Annotated in this window: 17 protein-coding genes and 1 riboswitch; of the genes, 6 read left to right on the top strand and 11 right to left on the bottom strand. The window is 37.7% G+C overall.

The features are described from left to right. Positions 1 to 83 precede the first annotated feature (83 nt). The 5 genes from CR194_RS06585 to CR194_RS06565 all read right to left on the bottom strand — a co-directional run bounded on the left by CR194_RS06585 (position 84) and on the right by CR194_RS06565 (position 6,421). Positions 84 to 947, bottom strand: a complete 864-nt coding sequence (locus CR194_RS06585) for a CvfB family protein (protein ID WP_110608808.1) — start codon at positions 945 to 947, stop codon at positions 84 to 86. Positions 948 to 1,141: 194 nt separating this feature from the next. Next, on the bottom strand, positions 1,142 to 2,404 hold the full coding sequence (gene ilvA, locus CR194_RS06580; protein WP_110608807.1) for a threonine ammonia-lyase IlvA: 1,263 nt from the start codon (positions 2,402 to 2,404) through the stop codon (positions 1,142 to 1,144). A gap of 269 nt (positions 2,405 to 2,673) precedes the next feature. Beyond that, positions 2,674 to 3,819 carry a Ger(x)C family spore germination protein gene (locus CR194_RS06575; protein WP_158282189.1) on the bottom strand — a complete coding sequence of 382 codons (1,146 nt, stop codon included), beginning with the start codon at positions 3,817 to 3,819 and terminating at the stop codon, positions 2,674 to 2,676. Positions 3,820 to 3,828: 9 nt separating this feature from the next. Then, entirely contained in the window at positions 3,829 to 5,334 is a 1,506-nt protein-coding gene (locus tag CR194_RS06570; protein ID WP_110608805.1) for a spore germination protein, read from the bottom strand. Further along, a complete protein-coding gene (locus CR194_RS06565; RefSeq protein WP_158282188.1) occupies positions 5,321 to 6,421 on the bottom strand; it encodes a GerAB/ArcD/ProY family transporter in 1,101 nt (366 codons plus the stop codon). The genes CR194_RS06570 and CR194_RS06565 overlap by 14 nt, the downstream gene beginning before the upstream one ends. 149 nt (positions 6,422 to 6,570) lie before the next feature. Here CR194_RS06565 and CR194_RS06560 point away from each other — a divergent pair, with 149 nt between their 5' ends. Together CR194_RS06560 and CR194_RS06555 are read left to right on the top strand one after the other, a co-directional pair. Then, complete coding sequence (locus CR194_RS06560; RefSeq protein ID WP_110608803.1) at positions 6,571 to 7,227, top strand: MtnX-like HAD-IB family phosphatase; 657 nt, start codon at positions 6,571 to 6,573, stop codon at positions 7,225 to 7,227. Further along, positions 7,220 to 8,278 carry an iron-containing alcohol dehydrogenase family protein gene (locus CR194_RS06555; protein ID WP_110608802.1) on the top strand — a complete coding sequence of 353 codons (1,059 nt, stop codon included), beginning with the start codon at positions 7,220 to 7,222 and terminating at the stop codon, positions 8,276 to 8,278. Before CR194_RS06560 ends, CR194_RS06555 begins: the two co-directional genes overlap by 8 nt. 17 nt (positions 8,279 to 8,295) lie before the next feature. Here CR194_RS06555 and CR194_RS06550 read toward each other — a convergent pair whose 3' ends face one another. The 4 genes from CR194_RS06550 to CR194_RS06535 all read right to left on the bottom strand — a co-directional run bounded on the left by CR194_RS06550 (position 8,296) and on the right by CR194_RS06535 (position 12,524). Next, positions 8,296 to 9,006, bottom strand: a complete 711-nt coding sequence (locus tag CR194_RS06550; RefSeq protein ID WP_233254248.1) for an exonuclease domain-containing protein — start codon at positions 9,004 to 9,006, stop codon at positions 8,296 to 8,298. A gap of 5 nt (positions 9,007 to 9,011) precedes the next feature. Next, positions 9,012 to 10,031, bottom strand: a complete 1,020-nt coding sequence (locus tag CR194_RS06545) for a DUF294 nucleotidyltransferase-like domain-containing protein (RefSeq protein ID WP_110608800.1) — start codon at positions 10,029 to 10,031, stop codon at positions 9,012 to 9,014. Further along, positions 10,031 to 11,308, bottom strand: coding sequence for an ammonium transporter (locus tag CR194_RS06540; RefSeq protein WP_110608799.1), 1,278 nt, complete (start codon positions 11,306 to 11,308; stop codon positions 10,031 to 10,033). The genes CR194_RS06545 and CR194_RS06540 overlap by 1 nt, the downstream gene beginning before the upstream one ends. A gap of 259 nt (positions 11,309 to 11,567) precedes the next feature. Then, on the bottom strand, positions 11,568 to 12,524 hold the full coding sequence (locus tag CR194_RS06535) for a DMT family transporter (RefSeq protein ID WP_110608798.1): 957 nt from the start codon (positions 12,522 to 12,524) through the stop codon (positions 11,568 to 11,570). Positions 12,525 to 12,727: 203 nt separating this feature from the next. Here CR194_RS06535 and CR194_RS06530 point away from each other — a divergent pair, with 203 nt between their 5' ends. Continuing rightward, positions 12,728 to 13,804, top strand: a complete 1,077-nt coding sequence (locus CR194_RS06530; RefSeq protein WP_110608797.1) for an acyltransferase family protein — start codon at positions 12,728 to 12,730, stop codon at positions 13,802 to 13,804. Between the two features lie 34 nt (positions 13,805 to 13,838). Here the strand turns inward: CR194_RS06530 and CR194_RS06525 are convergent, their stop codons facing one another. Continuing rightward, positions 13,839 to 14,915: a serine hydrolase domain-containing protein gene (locus CR194_RS06525; RefSeq protein ID WP_233254247.1), complete on the bottom strand. Its 1,077-nt coding sequence runs from the start codon at positions 14,913 to 14,915 to the stop codon at positions 13,839 to 13,841. A gap of 186 nt (positions 14,916 to 15,101) precedes the next feature. Then, positions 15,102 to 15,181: riboswitch (glycine riboswitch) on the top strand. 199 nt (positions 15,182 to 15,380) lie between these two features. Between CR194_RS06525 and CR194_RS06520 the strand changes: the two genes are divergently transcribed. Then, positions 15,381 to 15,656, top strand: coding sequence for an ACT domain-containing protein (locus tag CR194_RS06520; RefSeq protein WP_110608795.1), 276 nt, complete (start codon positions 15,381 to 15,383; stop codon positions 15,654 to 15,656). Between the two features lie 15 nt (positions 15,657 to 15,671). Then, entirely contained in the window at positions 15,672 to 17,033 is a 1,362-nt protein-coding gene (locus CR194_RS06515) for a PFL family protein (protein WP_110608794.1), read from the top strand. A gap of 86 nt (positions 17,034 to 17,119) precedes the next feature. Here CR194_RS06515 and CR194_RS06510 read toward each other — a convergent pair whose 3' ends face one another. After that, positions 17,120 to 17,722 carry a hypothetical protein gene (locus CR194_RS06510; RefSeq protein ID WP_110608793.1) on the bottom strand — a complete coding sequence of 201 codons (603 nt, stop codon included), beginning with the start codon at positions 17,720 to 17,722 and terminating at the stop codon, positions 17,120 to 17,122. A gap of 438 nt (positions 17,723 to 18,160) precedes the next feature. Between CR194_RS06510 and proB the strand changes: the two genes are divergently transcribed. Next, positions 18,161 to 19,249, top strand: coding sequence for a glutamate 5-kinase (proB, locus tag CR194_RS06505; RefSeq protein ID WP_110608792.1), 1,089 nt, complete (start codon positions 18,161 to 18,163; stop codon positions 19,247 to 19,249). Positions 19,250 to 19,301 lie beyond the last annotated feature (52 nt).

Genomic DNA, 19,301 nt, shown 5'->3' with positions numbered 1-19,301 from the left:
TATGTTTCATTTTATCACACTGATACGTTTATTTCCACGAAAAAAAGGGAGAATATCCATCCTCCCCACTCTTTTCCATATCCTTAATCTTCTTGTGTTAAATAAGTCATGCCATCTTTTTGAGTGACCTTTTTCTCTTTTATTAATTTACCCATCGCTCTTTTAAAGGCGGCTTTACTAAGCTTAAAGGTTTCACGAATCTCGTCCGGAGACGATTGATCACTAAATGGGATCTGCCCATTATTGTCCCGCAAAAAATCAAGGATTAGTTCTGAATCTTGATCACGACTTTCTAAAATAAGTGGACGGAGCGATACGTTTAACGTTCCATCGTCCTTTACGTCAATAATGCGACCATTGACTAATTGTCCAAGTCTCGGTTCTTGTTTTCTTTCATTTTGGTGGATAAAGCCTCGAAATCCCTCTTCAGTAATAAGAAAAGATCCTATCTTAGAAGCTCTGTAAATGTATCCCGTGGCCGTCTTATGAAGCAACTCTTTTGGTGCTTGATCTCTTTCTTGTTCTATAATGTCTTCGGTTACCGGCTTAGCAATAAGTTTCCCTCTTCGATCATGGTCTAATTTAACAAACAAATGGTCTCCACGTTTCGGCCACACCGATAAATGGAGGGGCAAATCGTCCTTTGATACTAAGATATCTTTTGGCAATCCGATATGTACGAAAACTCCTAATTCCTCAACCACATCTACTACTTGTACCCAATCGTAAGTTCCTAATGTAACTTCGGGGATCGTCATCGATGCTACAAGTTGATTTTTTTTATCTTCATAAACAAAGGCTTCGATCTCTTGACCGATGGATAGTGTTTCTTTCGCTTCATTTTGATGAAGCAACACTTCTCTGTTTCCTAATTTCAACACATACCCTGCTGGAGTTGTACGGGCGACTGTGAACTGATCAATCGTACCCGGTGTTAATTTATACATTTAAACATGCCTACTTTCTTTTTTCATTTCTGTTTATTATAGCTGATTATCGAGCTATATGAAAATATTATAATAAGTATAGGATTAATCTTCTGCTAATCCAATTGAGCCAATCCGATATTGAACGATTTGTTCAGATTTTGATCAATTTTAAAGACTGAAGAAAGGTGTCCTCTCCTCAGTCTTGAAAGTCATTATATTAACAAATTAAACAGATCTTGATCTTTATTAATTTCGATATAAGAAAACCCGTTCTCTTCCATCCTATGAATGAGTGGAAAATAATCTTCCTTTTGTTTTAATTCTATTCCAACTAAGACGGGCCCTTTATCACGGTTGTTCTTTTTCGTATATTCAAAACGGGTGATATCATCTGTTTCACCTAAAACTTCCGTTAGAAATTGTCTTAATGCTCCGGCCCTTTGGGGGAAATTCACGATGAAATAGTGTTTAAACCCGTCATATATGAGAGATCGCTCTTTAATTTCTTGCATTCTATCAATATCATTATTTCCACCGCTCACAATACAAACAACATTTTTGCCTTTAATCTCCTCACGATATTCATCTAAGGCAGAAATAGATAGTGCTCCGGCGGGTTCCGCGACAATCGCATTTTCATTGTAAAGGTTTAACATCGTTGAACAAACTTTTCCTTCAGGGATCACGACGATATCATCGACAACTTGTTTAGCGATATTAAACGAAATCTCTCCAACCCTTTTTACGGCAGCCCCATCTACGAATTTATTAATCTTATCTAACGTCACTACTTCACCTTTTTTGAGTGACTCTTTCATTCCAGGTGCTCCCTCTGGCTCAGCTCCAATGACTTTAGTGTGTGGGCTAATGTTCTTAAAATACGTCCCTACACCAGAAATGAGACCGCCGCCGCCGATACTCATGAAAATATGTGAGACAGGTTCATCCATTGCTTCTAATACTTCCATACCAACAGTACCTTGCCCAGCGATGGTACGGCAATCATCGAAAGGGTGGATAAAGTTCATATCATGTTCTTCACAATAAGAAATGGCCTCTTTAAAAGAATCGTCAAATGTATCACCAGTTAACACGACTTCAACGAAAGGATCACCGAAGAATTCCACTCGGGATACTTTTTGACGAGGGGTAGTACTAGGCATGAAAATTCTTCCTTTAACACCGAGGGCTTTACACGAATAAGCAACCCCTTGAGCGTGATTACCAGCACTTGCACATACCACACCATTTTGTAAGTCTTGGTCTGACAATCCTTGCATTAAATGATAGGCGCCTCTTAATTTAAATGAACGGACAACTTGAAGGTCTTCTCTTTTCAAGAAAACATTGGCGCTATATTTTTCAGAAAGGATTGAATCTCGTTGCAACGGTGTATTCACAACCACGTCTTTTAAGACCTGATGAGCAATTAATATATCTTTTACTTGAACGGTATTAGTCACTGTTTTCTCCATTTCCAGAACCCTTTCTTTCCTCAGAATATTAAAACTAATCTTAACACATTCTTAAACAAGAAAAAACAATCATAATCGAAACATTTTAATTAAATTGAATATTTCGTCAATTTGTATGCGCTTACATTTTATTATTTTAAAAATCCCCTATTCTTATGTTGCTGTACAATCTTTCTTTCGAAAAGTTCATAAGGATTAACGCCCTAACTATTATTAAAATTTGGCTAATTTTAAAAGTATAGGAAAGAGAGTGTCAGCCAAATAATGAATTAGTCTGTTTCGGTAAGAATCGGAATATGACGATTTTTTCCACTATGGATTATTTCTGCTTGCACGTTGATATCCTTTAACGATTCTTTTGTTAAAGATAATTCTTCTTCTTCTGTTAATTTGTGCCATGCTTTAGGGTCCTTTTTAAATAATTCATTACTAAAATGATAAATATCTGCTTTATTTTCCAACCCTTTCTCATAGGTCATACGGATTTCATTTTCAATCGTTTTTGTGGCTTCTTTTTTAATAAAATCAAGGGATTGTTGTTTATCCATCTCAAGAATTCCTCCTGATACCTTTACTTCTATGGTAAAGAATACTTGCCCATTTTCTATCGTAGAGGTTATTTTATGCTCTGGATTTTTCATCATAACGACAGCGAAAGATTCGTCCTCTTTCTTAATTTGAACTGGCGTTCGTTGCGTCTCTTCTTGCATCCACCTTAATCCGTACATATCACCGCCTTGAAGAGTACCGCGGTACTCTTCACCAAAAAGACTACTCACCCCTAGAATATTTAATGTAGGATGCTGTCCATCGTGAGAGTGCCAGCGCTCTTCTACCGTTAAACAAGGGATATTTGCAGATTTCCCAGGTTCATTTAGTTCGAGAATAAAGCGATGTTTTCGTTTAGGGGCTACGTAAGAGCTTTGTGAATACCCATCTGTAGGGTTTCCTAAAGTCCCGAGAACAGGTGAAGCCTCTAAAAAAGGGGATACGGTTAAAATGTCGTCAATATTAGATTTTGTGGAAAAGACCCATGGTGTATAGCGTATTTCATTAAATCTTAAGAAATCATCTAAAAGTTCAGTCATACCGGTATTCAACGCCGCTTCTGTAAAAACGACCGCTGATAAATGGCCCCAGTAAATCCGTTGAGGAGTCGACCTATATAATTCGTGTATGGCTTTTACAGGAGTTGATCCAACTCCTTTGGCAACAACTGTTTCCGCCGTCTCCCCTGTGGGTTCCACTTCCTTCGCCATTGTACTAAAGTTCATTATTTGAATGTAAACTTCATATTTTTCATCAACATAATCAAGCCCCACCCCATGAACATAGTACATTCTTTCTATCTCGTTTGCATTTAAGCACCCTGTTAAGAATAAAAATAAAAGTATTATAGGAGTGATCTTTCTCATCATTGAACCTCATTTCCTAGTAGAATCTTTTGTATTTAAAAAATCAGGCCTAGCCTGCTTCTTTTTCGCTGAAGAATTTAATATAGTGTCCTTGAAATCTCGGAAAGAACTGAGAGGTGATAAAGGGACTAAATAAGGTATTCCGAAAGACCGTAAATTAGCCATATATAACAAAATGGAAAAAGCACTAATCAAGAAACCAAAAATTCCTAAAAAGCTTGATATGAAAACAACAATAATCCTTAAAATACTAAATACGCCTATCATGGATTGATTTACTAAAGTAAATGTGGCAACTAAAGAAGTAGCAATGACAACAATAAGTCCTGGATTGGTAAATCCAGCCCTAATAGCAGCATCTCCAATAATTAACCCTCCTACAACGGTTAACGTTTGTCCTATTGCTGAAGGCATTCGTGAACCGGCTTCACGGAACAACTCAAATAAACCAAGCATTAGAAGCGCTTCAACGGCTGTTGGAAATGGTACCCCTCTCCTGGAAGTTGACAGGGTTGCTAGTAAAAGAACAGGAATTTGATCTTGATGATACGTTGTTATTGCAACCCAAAACCCTGGCAGAAAAATAGCTATCGATAAGCCGATAATGCGAAGAATTCTTTCAAAGGAATTATAAAACGAGATATATTCCGCATCTTCCCCACTTTTTAAAAGCAAGAATAAATTAACTGGTCCAACTAGAACAGTAGGTGCGCCATCAATTAACAAAATAAACCGTCCTCTAAGAAGGGCATTTGCTGAATAATCTGGGCGTCCTGTATATTGAAGACTAGGTAATACTTGAAATCTTTCAGAAGACAACATTTCAACGAGTGTATTCGAGTTCATTAAGCCATCAATTTTCAATGTTTTAAGTCTTTTTTTCACTTCTTTAAGAATAGCGGGGTTAATAATATCATTGACATACATAAGACCAACTTCTGTATGAGACCTATCTCCAATCGTAAATGATTCATATTTTAACGACTCTGTAGGAAGTCTTTTTCGAATAAGCGCTACATTCACTTTGATATTTTCAATAAAACCGTCTCTTGCACCTTTTACAGAAACTTCTGCATTCGTTTCTTCTGGATTTCTCCCTGGAATTTCAGAAATATCAATAGATAAGGTATATCCATTTGAAGGGAAAAAAACTAATAAATTTCCTTTAAAAAGTTTGATCGGTAAGTCTTTTCTTTCGCTTATTTCAACAATGGCAGAGAGTTTCATTTTTTCGATCATTTCTTGTTTGTCGAACTTCTGCGCTGTTCTAAAATACCTATCTAGTCTTGGTATGATGTCATCTTCTATCAAATGTGTGTTCGTTAATCCTTCAGAATATAAAAATATAACCTTTTCTTCATTGCTAGGTGATGTAAACGTCATTTCATCTACACTTACGTCACCACAAGACTTAAATGTTTCTTTGATAGTATCTTCTGTAATGAGTTGTGACTGAGAAGAATGAGAATGTCTTTCGTTTTTTGATGAGTTTGTTAACCAATTAAGCAGTTTCATGACGTTTCACCTCTTTTTTACTTCCTGGAATAAATGAAATGACTAATAGAATTACCGTTAGGACAATGAAATAGATAAGGGTTCCAGGTAAAAAGAATTGATTTATGAACGAGAGATATTCCATGTCACTTTTTGGAATTTGAGTAATCCATAGCATGGTAAGATACAATCCGATAACGATCATGGTTTTCCATTTCCTGTTATAGATCGGGATAATTTGAGTAATCAAATAGATTAAAAATGAAACTCGAATAAAAGTTCCTGATAACCATTGGAAAATGGAAAGGAAGTCAATTTGCTCAACAAACCGCCCCATAGAGACTATAGCCCATTGCTCATATGTTGGAAAACGAAGCCGCTGCATTTCTTCTACACCGAATTCCATGAAACCAGCTGATAATGGGCCAATAATTAAAACTGATACCAAAAATGTAAATAGAAGTAAATGCCAATATTTGATTTGATTTTTAATTCGATGTTGAATACATACAATTATTACCATTTCTCCTAAACCTGCACTAGGATAAACCATACCGGAAAAAACAGGGGAATAACCTTTCTCTAAAATAGGTAGTAACAAAGAAGCATCTTTATTTGGCATATTCGCCAACATCACAAATAACCCTAGAAGGACAATGACAGGTAATAAAACCCCATTTAAGATAGCAATTGTTCTTAAATTAGTGAGACTCGTGAGCAAACATAAAATAGCAATTGAACCCATAATTATTAGATCAGGTGTTAATGGTAAATACGTAATGGAAGTCCACTTTGCTAGTTCTGTCGTACTGTGCGTTGCAAGAAGCAACAAAACGCTGCATATCGATAAGCAGGTTATTATTGCTATCACCTTCCCTACTCGCCTAGTTATCCATTGATAAATGGGTACTCCATTCATTTTATTCAAGAGATAATAAATCAATAGAAGCCAAATAGCATGTAATGCAAAGGAGAAAATAACAGAAATCCATCCATCTCTTCCAGCCGTTACACTTAATGGTGGAATAATAACCAAGTGATTTTTCAATCCAATTGTTGTGTAGAAAATCAATAGTAGATATAGACGACTTACCTTATCTTCGCCCATAAGACATTCACCTCTATCTATTTGCTTCAGCTTATCCTTTCCTATATAGGATAAAATTATCACTATTTGTTCAATCAACTTCCCTCTTATTCTTTTCTCATGTATGCTGATAATAATAACTATCACTCTAGGAACCGGAGGAAATGACGATGAAAAAATGGGCATTTATTTCAGACTTTGACGGTACGATATCGAAAAAGGATTTTTATTGGATCATTATTGAGAAGTATTATCCAGAAGGAGAAGCGTTATTTCACCAATGGAAAAATGGCGACATGAAAGACATTGAGTTTCTAGCGACAATATTCGGTTCGATTAATCAAACAGAAAAGCAAACGTTGAAAGATATTCATGAGATACCGATTGATGAACATGCAATCCCTTTCATTCGAGCTGTTCAAGAAGCGGGTGGTGACTTTTATATATTGAGTGCGGGGACTGACTTCTATATTCAACATATTTTAAATGAAAAAGAGCTAACCAATGTCCAAGTTTTTTCAAATAAAGGATACTTTAAAGAAAATAATGTTCACATGGATATAGATCCTAATGAGTGGCATTTCTCTGATAGGTATGGGATTGATAAATCGGTCGTTATTCAACACATTAAAGAAAGTTACGACCACGTATTTTATTTCGGAGATAGTGAACCGGATTCCCATCCAGCGAAATATGCAGATACGATGTTTGCTAAAGATGCGTTAATTATGATCTTAAAAGAACAAGGAGTTCCTTATATTCCTGTGCGTGATTTCAAGGACGTCAACAGATTTTTGAGCGAGGAAGGCTGGTTGAAAGATGAGTAATCAAGGGATAAGTATTCCGATTCCAAGTATTCTAAACATCGCTCACGGGTCTCTTGAGCAACTTGAATCGCACTTGATGAAGCATCATTTTCATAAAGTGGTCATCTTGTTTGACCAGTTTTCTTCCGATCATTATCAACAGATGATAGTTGGGAATCTTTCTAAAGTGGAAGCGGATTGTTTAACATTACAGTTGGATTCTGACATCCAGCAACTGATAAACAAGGCCTTTGAGATGGAGAGATATGATGCTGTGATTGCCTTGGGCGGAGGTTCCATTATTGACTTTGGAAAGTATATAGCCTTTTCTAGAAGAAGTCCGTTTATAAGCATCCCGATCTCTCCTTCCAATGACGGGTTTGCCAGTAGCAACTGTTCTTTAATGGTGAACGGGAAAAAAACGACCGTTCCTGCCCAAGTCCCATTTGGTATCATAGCGGACTTATCTATTATAAAGACAGCTCCAAAACCTTTTATCTTAGCAGGCATAGGGGATTTAATGTCCAATATCACGGCCCTTTACGATTGGACATTTGAAGAGGAAAGTGAATGCAGTCATGTGAATGCCTTTTCTGCCATGTTAAGTAAAAAAGCAGTCAATAGTTTTATTCGAACACCTATGAATGATCTCAGTGATCCGGTTTTCTTGAAAGAATTAATGAGTTCTTTAACCATGGGAGGCGTATCTACGGTCATTAGTGGGAATAGTGCTCCTATTAGCGGCTCTGAGCATATGATTTCCCATGCCCTTGACAAAACTTCTAAGCAACCACAAATGCATGGGATTCAAGTAGGAGTGTGTACGTATTTAATGTCTTTGGTTCATGAACACCGCGTAGATAGGATGAGAAAGGTGTTCAGTCGGACAGGCTTCTTTGATTATGTAAAGGAGTGCCCCTTTGATCTAAAAGAATTCCAGCACGCCATCCAAATTGCTCCTACGATGAAGCCAAAGCGATATACATATCTACACGAGAACAAATACAGAGAGAAAGCTTGTGAATTACTTGAGACAGATTCCTTTCTTCAAGAAATAGTGATAAGCTCGTGACCATTATGGTCTCGGGCTTATCTCATCTTGGCAAGGTGTGCGTAGACATCTTTTAAGTTAGTGAATCCTAACTGGGTAACTTGATCCACACACTTCGCCCACATTTCAGCAGTCATCTTGGCATCATACAAAGCGTGATGGCGGTTTGCAGCGTTAATTCCATAATGCGCACAACATTCTTCTAATGTAATCAATTCACTCATGGGCTCAATCAGTTTCGTTAAAAATGAGGTATCCAGTAATCGATGTTCAAACCTCGTTTTAAATAAAGACCATGTCATGTGTTGCATGAACAATTTTTCGTGACTTGCATGGTGTGCTACTAGGGAATGGTTATGAATGTACTTGAAAAAGTCAATTAATACTTCTTCAGCTGGCGGAGCATCCATCAGTTCATTTGAAGTGATCCCGGTTATTTTGTTAATCTTTTCTGACACAGGCTCTTCACTTTTAATAAGTGAGTAAAAAGGTTTCTCCTCAGATACCTTCGTTCCTTCTACCTTTGTTGCACCGATAGATAAAATTCTGTCTCCTTTTTGAGGGTAAAAACCGGTTGTTTCAATGTCGAATACAACAACCGTTAATTGAGAAAAAGGAATATGGAGATGATCTTGCTGTTTCAAAGATTTCTGTAAACGACGAAGATAGGCCATTTTAGCAGGGTCTCTCTCACTAATGGCATTATTCGTAGTCATCATACCGGATAACTGTTTTAACCACTGACCCATGGGATTCATTGAGAACCCTCTTCTCTACCTTTGTTTTTCAATTGTTTCATGACTTGTTTCATTAAAGAATCACCTTGATCGATCCACTTTTTAATCTGAGTCTTATCTTGTTTGGACAACCTTTCAACTTCAAGAAAATGAACATTATCATAATTTTGGGATACTTTTGTTTTACTCAAACGGAATTGTAACGCCTCTTTAAAAGCTGATAGAGCATCATTTTCTAAGAATGAACAATTTTCTAGAGCTTGAAACCTTCCTATTGTCGAAGGTTCTTCTATTTGTTCGAGATAAGCTGACAGTCTTAATGCATTTACAAATGGAAATAAGACCGTTTCTTTAAAATTAATCATGCCTTTATTTTTCCCTTTTTGTACTGGGATTAATTGTCCGAACCATCCAACGCTTTTTTTTGAGCTTTCTACATTATCGCCCATTCGTTTTAATAGGTGTGGTTGATCTTCCAATCGAGTAAAGATTTGTTGTTTTTTGTTTTGTAGAAACTCTTTATTACCAATTAGCACGCGAGCATCTATGAAGATGGACGTATTCCGCAGACTTTCCCATGATTCTTCGTCTAGCCACTGATCTATTTGTTCTTTCCACTGTTTACAGGAGCGGCACCATAGAGGATTGTTTGCCATGACTTTTCCTTCACATTTCTCGTAACCGCAAATGCTTAACCCTTCTACAATTTCTTCGCCTAATTTCAAGAAATAATCTTTGGCAGCCTCTTCTCCTTCGAAAATAAAGCCATGATCCTGATCACTCCAAATAGATTGTTCACATCTTCCTGCACTTCCCATAACAATAAAAGCGAAGCGAGCAGGTGGTTTCCCCTGCTCACTTTCCAACTTTTTTATAGACGATAAAATTACTTTTGTCATTATCTCGTCGTGAAATCGGTTTAATTCCTCGTGATTCTTGCTTACTCCATGAATCTGTTCATCTCTCCATTTTCTTAATTCTTCATATGTTTTAAACTCTTCGTCAATCTCTTTAAAAGAATTCTTATTTGAATACATTAAGCACCCGGCTTTTCTATTTTGTCATTAGACTCCTTGATATTTTCAGGATAACCGTAGCTTCCGTGTTCACTTAAATCAAGTCCAACAATTTCTTCTTCTTCTGTGACACGGATCCCACCCATCACTTTGTCCATCACTTTAAGAATAACAAATGCAACAACAAAAGCGTAGATACCAGAAACGGATACACCGATAAATTGAACGCCTAACTGAGTGAATCCACCGCCGTAGAAAAGACCAGCAGATCCTCCATTCATTTCTGCCAATGCTGTTGTAGCAAAGAACCCTGTCGATAATGTTCCCCAGATACCAGCGACACCATGAACAGATAAGGCGAAGATTGGATCGTCAATTTTCGCTCTGTCAAAGAACACCATACTGAAGTGAACGATAAATCCGGCAATTAAACCAATGATTACTGCGGCCCATGGAGCCACAAAAGCGGTAGACGCGGTAATTGCAACAAGCCCCGCCAGTGCACCGTTTAACATCGTAGGAACATCTGCTTTACCAGTAATCATTGATACGATTAACATGGCTGCGATGGCACCTGCTGCTGCTGCAAGTTGAGTTGTTAATGCCACATATCCGAAAAAGGCTCCGTCTACTTCAAGGGTACTACCACCGTTGAAACCAAACCAACCTACCCATAAAATCAATACGCCTAAAGCTGTGTATACTTGGTTGTGACCTGCTAAGTCATTTGATGAGCCATCTTTATTGTATTTACCAATACGAGGCTTTAAAATGATCGTTGCAGCAAGTGCTGCCATGGCCCCAGTTAAATGAACTACTGTTGACCCAGCGAAGTCTTGTTTTCCAAGTCCTGCTAACCAACCGTCTCCCCAAATCCAATGAGCTACTACAGGATAAATAAGTGCTGAAAATAAGATGGCAAACACGATATAAGCAGATAATTTCGCTCTTTCAGCAAAACCACCAAAGGCGATTGTCAATGCGATGGCCGCAAAAGCCAATTGGAACATGAAGTCTACAGATCCAGCTAAACCATCAACTACAGAATCAAAATCACCATAAAAGAAATCAGACATTCCAATAAATGCGTTTCCTTCTCCGTAAATAAAACCGTAACCTACTGCCCAGAAAACCAATGAAGCAATCCCTACCGTGAAAATTGTTTTACCGGCAATGTGACCAGCGTTCTTCATTCGGGTCGAACCTGCTTCAAGGAGAATGAACCCACCTTGCATTAATAGAACCAAAGCAAAACATACAATAATCCAAACGTTATTCAGTAAAAAAATCTCATCCACTTTCATCACTCTCCTCAAAAGATTGTGTCAGTTTATTTGCCAACTGATCATAGACTTCAGTATACAGACAGAAAATTCTGAAACAATGAATTTGTCAGATAATTTAACACACTTTATAAAAGTAAGCGTTTTCTGTGTTTTTAAGTTAAAAAAAGCTGGACTTGAGCGAATTAGCCAAGTCCAGCACTTTGAAACTTAAATACATAATCTTATTTATGAAAGTGACACGCAGTTTAATGATGGAACACTTCTAACACAGCTAACGAGAGAAGTCTTTTTGATAGTCTTCCATTCTATTAGTATAGGCTCTTCCTTTCTTCCTTCTATTCAGCCATTGTTGCTCTATATATCCTGTTCCTAATAAAACACCTGATACGATCAAGGTAAAGCCGATTAATTGTGAATAATATATCGGTTCTCCAAGTAAAACAAATGACCCTATAAGTGCAAAAAAGGGTACAAAATTATTGAAAATGGCTGTTTGACCAGCCCCTATTTTCTGAATGGCAGCGTTAAACAGAAAATGACCTAGACCGGTAGCGATAATTGCAGATGAAAAGAAAACGATCCAAACGAGTGGTTGTGATACTGCCATTGAAGATGCACTGGCAGGTTCTATTACCCAGCTCAGTACAAGTAAACTTCCTGATCCGATTAATAACATCATTGCTGTTAGTTGTCGCGACGAAAGAGTCGATGTCACTTTCTTAATCAGAATAAATGAGAAAGCTTGCGACACCATAGACATAAACACAAAGAGATCCCCTTGTGAAACACTAGTCACCCCTTGTTCCGGGTTTAATACGACAAATGACACGCCCCCGAACCCTAGTAAAATACCAATAAATCGAATCTTAGTTAAGCGGTCACCAAGAAATAACATAGCGAATATGGCTGTAGTAAGTGGGATAAGCCCTAGGATGAGCGATGCGTTTGAGGCCGTCGTCTCTACTAGACCAATAGCTAACATGGAATGATGAGCAATTTGCCCAAAAACAGCAGCAAAGATTGTGAATTTCCATTCTCTTTTTGTTAGTTTTCTTAAATCTTTCATAAAATAGAGTATGACCAATGCAAATAATCCAGCTGTACCGATCCTCAGGCCTTGCATCATTACTGGAGAAAAAAATTCTACTAAATACTTAATTGCGACGACATTAAGACCCCATATGATCATGACCATCATAAGGAGCAAATATGTACTTAAACGATTCAATGCTTTCCCTTCTTTCTATGTATCAAAGTAAACCTCGAAAGATCATACCACACTTTTACTCAATTTGTTTTCTGAAAACTATCGAAGCTGATATGTTCACGTGATAAAATATATGATTGGATTTACTTCCTCACCATTAAGGAATAGAGGGACTATAAAGACAATATAACTCATGATTAAGCTGGAATTGGTGGGATTAACCTATGAAAAGTCCTGGAATGATTAAAGAAATATTTATTTTGCGAAGTATTGGTTGTTTAAGCATCGTCTTACTTCACAGCATTCATATTGCATTAACCACTGTCCCTATTAGAGAAATGGGGGAACTGGCTGCGATTTTTTTCGATTCAATACAAATGATTTTATACTATGGGACACCAATGTTCATTTTCATATCTGAGTTTCTCATTTCGTACTCTTACCGAAACCGAGAAATTCCCGGCCATTTCTTGAAAAAAAGAGTCCGGTTCATTCTCGTACCTTACTTTGTAATGGCTATCTTCTATTCCCTGCCTTTTTTAACAAACGGTTTAGAGGCTTGGTCGATTAAGCTTGCTATAAACATCCTTATAGGAGATTACCACGGATATTTCATATTAATTATTTTTCAGTTTTATCTTTTCCATTATTTCTTTCATCGGTATTTGAAAAACTTGAAACCGATTCTTGTTCTATCTGCGGCTTTGGTTATTAATGCTTCCTATTTAATGATTTTTAACTTTACTCCCCCACCTGAGACTATACCGTTTTCTACATATATTTGGGAGCGGTTCTATTGGGTTCCCCTATTCGGATGGATTTTCTATTTTGCTTTAGGGTATTATTCAGGTTTGTATTATGAAGCCTTTATTCGTTCTCTAGTCAAGTTTCGATATCTCATTATTATTGGGCCTTTATTAACAAGCATTTTACTACTTTATTTGTATCACTCTGGCTTAGTATCTGTCCATAGTTCCAAACGGACTGACATCCTACTTCATACGACAATGTTCAGTTTGTTTTTGTTTTATGTTACATCTAAAATAAAAACACCACCGAAGGTCCTTGTATTCATTAGCCAATATTCGTTTGGTATTTACTTACTACATTATTTTTATATTTTCTTGGCTGACTACGTGTTTCGTTTATATCCTATTGATATTGGCGTGACCTACATTCTATTGCTATTTACCTTTAGTATTTTCAGTTCAATTATAACGATCTTTTTCATGAATAAATGGAAATACGGTTATTTAATTATAGGTAAAGTCGGTGCACCTTACGTGACGCCTGACAAATAAACAAAAGGAGCATCTAGCAGGATGCTCCTTTTGTTTATTCAGATCTTTTCGCGTCCAAAATTAACTGTAAAAGCTGTAATCGTTGCAAATCATTGACACTGCTTCTTGTAATCCCGAAAGTGAGCCTGTTTGAATCTACTCTATTGACGAATACAAGATCCAATTCTGGAATGATGTCAATCGATTGACCATATCTTCCAACGGCGGAGTACATTTTCAAATCACTGAAAGGGGATTCGGTGGCTACCCACCATAAATATCCATAATCAAAGATTCCGTTGGAAGTAACTTCTTGATGAGGGGACGTACTCTCCTCAATCCATTGCTCAGGTATAAGTTGTTCCCCTTCCCATTGGCCTTTTTGTAAATACAGCTGGCCGAACCTTGCGAAGTCACGAGCCGACATTCTAAACAAGTAGGAAGGGTGCTTGGAGCGGCGATTTTCGTACTTATAGTTTGTATGACTAAGCTCAAAATCTTCCATTCCGATCGGATCAGCTATTTTAGTTTTGAAATCTTCAAATACATCTCTTTCTGTCTGTTCATTGTAAATCGTACCTAATACATTAAAGTCCCAATTATTGTAATAATAATATTCACCAGGAGAATAAGCCCCACGATTTGGTCTGGCTCTTCTCATTCCCCACGACTCTTCTCCTGCTGGTAAATAGACACCAGATGTGGCGGTTAATAGATGATTAACTTGAGCCTGCTTCTCCAATGGATTCAAAGGTGGTTCATCGTCTATCTCAAGTTGACCCAGTGTTTGTTCCAATGATAAATTTCCCTTGTAGTGTTCAATTCCTATTAAGGCACTTAAAAAGCTTTTGCGGACTGAATGGGCATTTGTACTTTTCGTTACATCACCCCACGCGAACAATACTTTTCCTTCGTGTATGACCATGGCAGCTGTTGAATTAATGGAATCATAGTACCTGCGAGCTTGCTCTAAGGCCTCTGGATTCCAGCCCGCCTCCTCCACACTGTCATGAAATTCCCACGTTGTTGTTTGATCTGATTCTATAGAGTAATACACGTAAATAAACAACCCCACTAGTATAATAATGATGATAATTAACAGAGCTATAATTTTGTTGAACAAATCGATCATCCTTTAACTATGCGTTCACCTATGAACAATATACCATGTTATACTGTCATCTACCATGAATATCACGGAGAGAAAGGAATGTTCACAGAGTCACAATTTTAATTGACTCCAATGAAAAAAACTGATAGGATCATTTTATTCATAAATAAAAAGCAGGCAATGATGGTTATGGGTCAAACTATAGCAAGAGCCGCTTCTGGAGAGTCCGTAGACATTTGCGGCGCCGAAGGATTCACAATCTCAGGCAAAAGGACAGAAGATTACGATGTTTCTACAGACGTCGTTATATCATTCTTTGCCCTTTGAGATTGGAGCCTACTCCAATCTTTTTTTCATTTTTGATGATCTTCGCTCCCATCAAGGAGATATCATGTAGCTCTCCAAAAGTGATTTTTAACTTGTTGAAGGAAAAGGTAGTCAAATTTTTTTCGATTTACTCTACTTAATTACAATCGAGGTGAGAATATGGAACAAAAAAGAGCAGTTGTCAGTGTCGTTGGAAAAGATCAAATTGGTATTATTGCTAAGGTGACCACTTGTTTGTCAGAAAATAAGATGAACGTCCTGGATATTAGTCAAACCATTTTGCAAGATTTCTTCACGATGATGATGATCGTCGATGTATCTGAAGCCGAGGATTTAGCTAAACTTCATGATGATCTGGATAAAGTGAGTCAAGAACTCGGATTGAAGATTGACATCCAATTAGAAGATATTTTCCAAACGATGCATAGAATATAAAAGGAGCGTTCCCTAATGAATTTAGCTTTTACTGAAATTCAAGAAACCATTCGAATGGTTCAAATGGAGAGTCTGGATATACGAACAGTTACCATGGGCATTAGTTTGCGTGATTGTATAGACTCGGACTTTGACTCTATGAACAACAAGGTTTATGAAAAGATAACTAGCTATGCTGGTCAACTTCGGCCAGTAGCAGAACAAGTAGAAAAAGAATATGGTATTCCAATCATTAATAAAAGAATTTCGATTACTCCTGTTGCAGAACTATTAGGACATGCTTCTAAAGACCAAGCTGTTCAGCTAGCTAAAACGTTAGATAAAGCTGCCCGAGATTTAGGAGTGGATTTTATTGGTGGTTATTCTGCTCTTGTACATAAAGGGATTACAAAAGGCGATCAAACCCTTTTGGAAGCCCTACCTGAGGCTCTAAGTGTTACAGAGAGAGTATGCGCTTCGGTTTCTGTAGCGACAACAAGAACAGGAATTAACATGGACGCTGTGAAACAAATGGGTGAAATTATCAAAGAAGCGTCAGAGCTTACGAAAGACGCCAACGGCATCGCTTGTGCTAAACTCGTAGTATTTTGCAACCCGGTTGAGGACAACCCCTTCATGGCTGGTGCCTTTCACGGAACTGGCGAAGGTGAAGCAGTGATTAATGTCGGCGTAAGTGGGCCGGGTGTCGTATTAAATGCATTAAAAAGGCATTCAGATGCGGATTTAGGAGAAATTTCAGAAGTCATTAAACGTACGGTTTTCAAGATCACCCGAGCAGGTGAAATGATTGGGCGTGTCGTAGCAGAACGATTAAGCCTGCCTTTCGGAATTATGGACCTCTCATTGGCTCCCACTAATGCCATGAACGACAGTGTTGCAGAAATTCTAGAGGAAATAGGTCTGGAGCGTGTAGGTACTCATGGTACGATTGCAGCGCTTGCTCTTATGAATGATGCCGTGAAAAAAGGCGGCGCTATGGCAAGTTCATATGTAGGTGGTTTGAGTGGTGCATTTATTCCTGTAAGCGAAGATAACGGTATGATTAAAGGAATTGAAGATGGGGCCTTAAGTTTATCGAAATTAGAAGCAATGACTTGTGTGTGCTCTGTTGGTTTAGACATGATTGCGTTGACAGGTGACGCTTCGGCCTCTTCTCTTTCCGGATTGATTGCAGACGAAATGGCTATTGGTATGATCAACAAGAAAACCACAGCAGTTCGTGTCATTCCAGTGCCCGGTAAAAGTGAAGGAGAAATGGTTGAATTTGGCGGACTATTAGGGCGAGCCCCGGTTATGGGTGTGAATCCATTCAGTTCAGAGAAATTAATTAATCGTGGAGGAAGAATTCCAGCTCCATTGCAAGCACTAATAAATTAGCCGCTTCACGTAAAGTAAGTAGTAAGTTGTAACTTAGGAGCTAGACCATAGCGTTTAATAAGAAAAAACGCGCCAGTCTTGGCGCGTTAACTTTCTTCAATCCTATCGAGCACTTCCCCACCATGGTCTTCCACTATTTGAAATACTATCTGTCTGTACTGTAAAAACTCATGCGATGCTGGCATGTCAACTTGACGCCCATCTTGAGTTGTCAAAGTGAAATGTGAAAAATATTGATTGTTATCTTCATCTGAATAAGGTTGTATCTGAATGATCTCTTCCCATAAGTATGAAGTCTCAGACGTTTGAAGCGTGTGATTGTAATGGACCCCGTTGTCATCTAAATAATAATAATTCATTACACCGAGGGCACTCATTGGAATAACAGCCAAAGAAATAATCACGAAAATCCATCCGATTCTTATTGTCATATTTTTCTTATCCATGACATATTTGATGATCATATACAAAACGGAAGCAACAGGAATCATTAACATCCCACCAATGAAAATCACATACGCGCTTGTAGGTGTTGTTCGAAACCAATAGTCTCTAGAGAAATAAAATACATCTTGCAATATGTAAATGATTATTATCGGTAAAAATATAGCGCTCACTGTAACGATAATACTGATTACAATTAGTCCCTTCTGCAAATCATCCTGATCAATCTGCAATTTACGAAACATGGTATCACCCCCTAATCCTTTTCCATTTTACAATTATTTACGTATATTTAAAAGAATAGTTTCAATTTTATTAAATTTCTATAAATTGATTGACAACTCATTTTTATTATCAGATAATTGTAAAAACTTCATTCGGGATTGAACACCCTTGCTTCTCATGAGAATAGTAAATGATCTAGTACTAATAGAGATTGGAATCCATCGGCTGAAAGATTCCATTAGCGGCTGCCATTGAACCTGCTCATGCATTTTAGAAGCACGTTTTACTTACGTTACGAGTTTTCAAGAGGACACAACGGATGTGTCAACAAAGGTGGTACCGCGGAGCAAATGCTTTCGTCCTTTCATAGGGTGGAAGCATTTTTATGTTTTCTAAGTATAGAATGACTTATTATAGCCTTTTCTACAATTCCAAGAGGTCTAAGGAGGTTTTATCTCATGAGAAAGTCGAGAATCATCGTCAAAATCGGTAGTAGCTCTCTAACAGAAAAGGCAGGTCACCTTTCCACATCGAAAATAAATTATTACGCCGCACGGATCTCCCAATTAACCAATGAAGGCCATCAAGTGATTTTGATCTCTTCTGGCGCAGTAGCGGCTGGATTTAAATTATTAGGTTATCCATCGCGTCCTGTGACCATTTCCGGTAAACAAGCAGCGGCTGCCACAGGACAAAGCTTGCTTATGCAACGATATGCGGAAGCTTTCCATCAACAAGAGCTCACCTGTGCCCAGTTATTATTAACAAAAAATGATTTTATAAATGAGGAGCAATATAGCAATGCCTCCAATACAATCAACGAACTTTTGAAACGCCGGATTATCCCAATTATTAATGAGAATGATTCGACAATCACGGATGAATTGACTTTCGGAGATAATGACATGTTATCAGCCTTGGTGAGTGGATTTCTCCATGCGGATCGGCTCATCATCTTAACAGATATTGATGGAATCTATAATGATAATCCCTTGAAAAACCCTCATGCAAAAAAATATCATCAATTAAATGAAATCACTGAAGAAATCTTATCGCACGCTCAAGGGTCATCTACAAAAATTGGTACAGGGGGAATGGCTTCAAAGTTACGAGCAGCAAAAACCGCCCTCTCACTAGGTGTACATGTTTTTATTGGGACAGGAAACGATGATCGTTTATTGATTAATATTTTAGAAGGACAAGGAAATGGCACCTATCTCTCCCCCACTTCTTTAAAAGTGATGAGAAATAAAAAACAATGGATCGCCTACCATTCCAAATCTAACGGGAGAATTTACATTGATGATGGAGCGGAAACAGCTATGTTAAAGCGAGGAAAAAGCCTGCTCCCTATAGGAATTACTTCAGTTGAAGGGGATTTCCAGCAAGAAGACGTCATTGAAGTATTTAATCAAAAGGGCCTTATGATAGGCAAAGGGAAAATTAATTATCATGCTAAACACCTTCAGAAGATAATTAGTGAATCTGAAAATAAGAAAACAAAAAGAATCGAAGCCATTCACCGTGATCAATGGATTCCTTATTAATGAAGTGTGTTGTATTCGTTCAGATCAACTCTTAACTCAATTTTCAAATGAA

Source organism: Salipaludibacillus keqinensis (assembly GCF_003226325.1).
GTDB lineage: Bacteria > Bacillota > Bacilli > Bacillales > Salisediminibacteriaceae > Salipaludibacillus > Salipaludibacillus keqinensis.
Note: the sequence above shows the minus strand (reverse complement) of the source record. Positions and strands in the feature narration are given on the sequence as shown.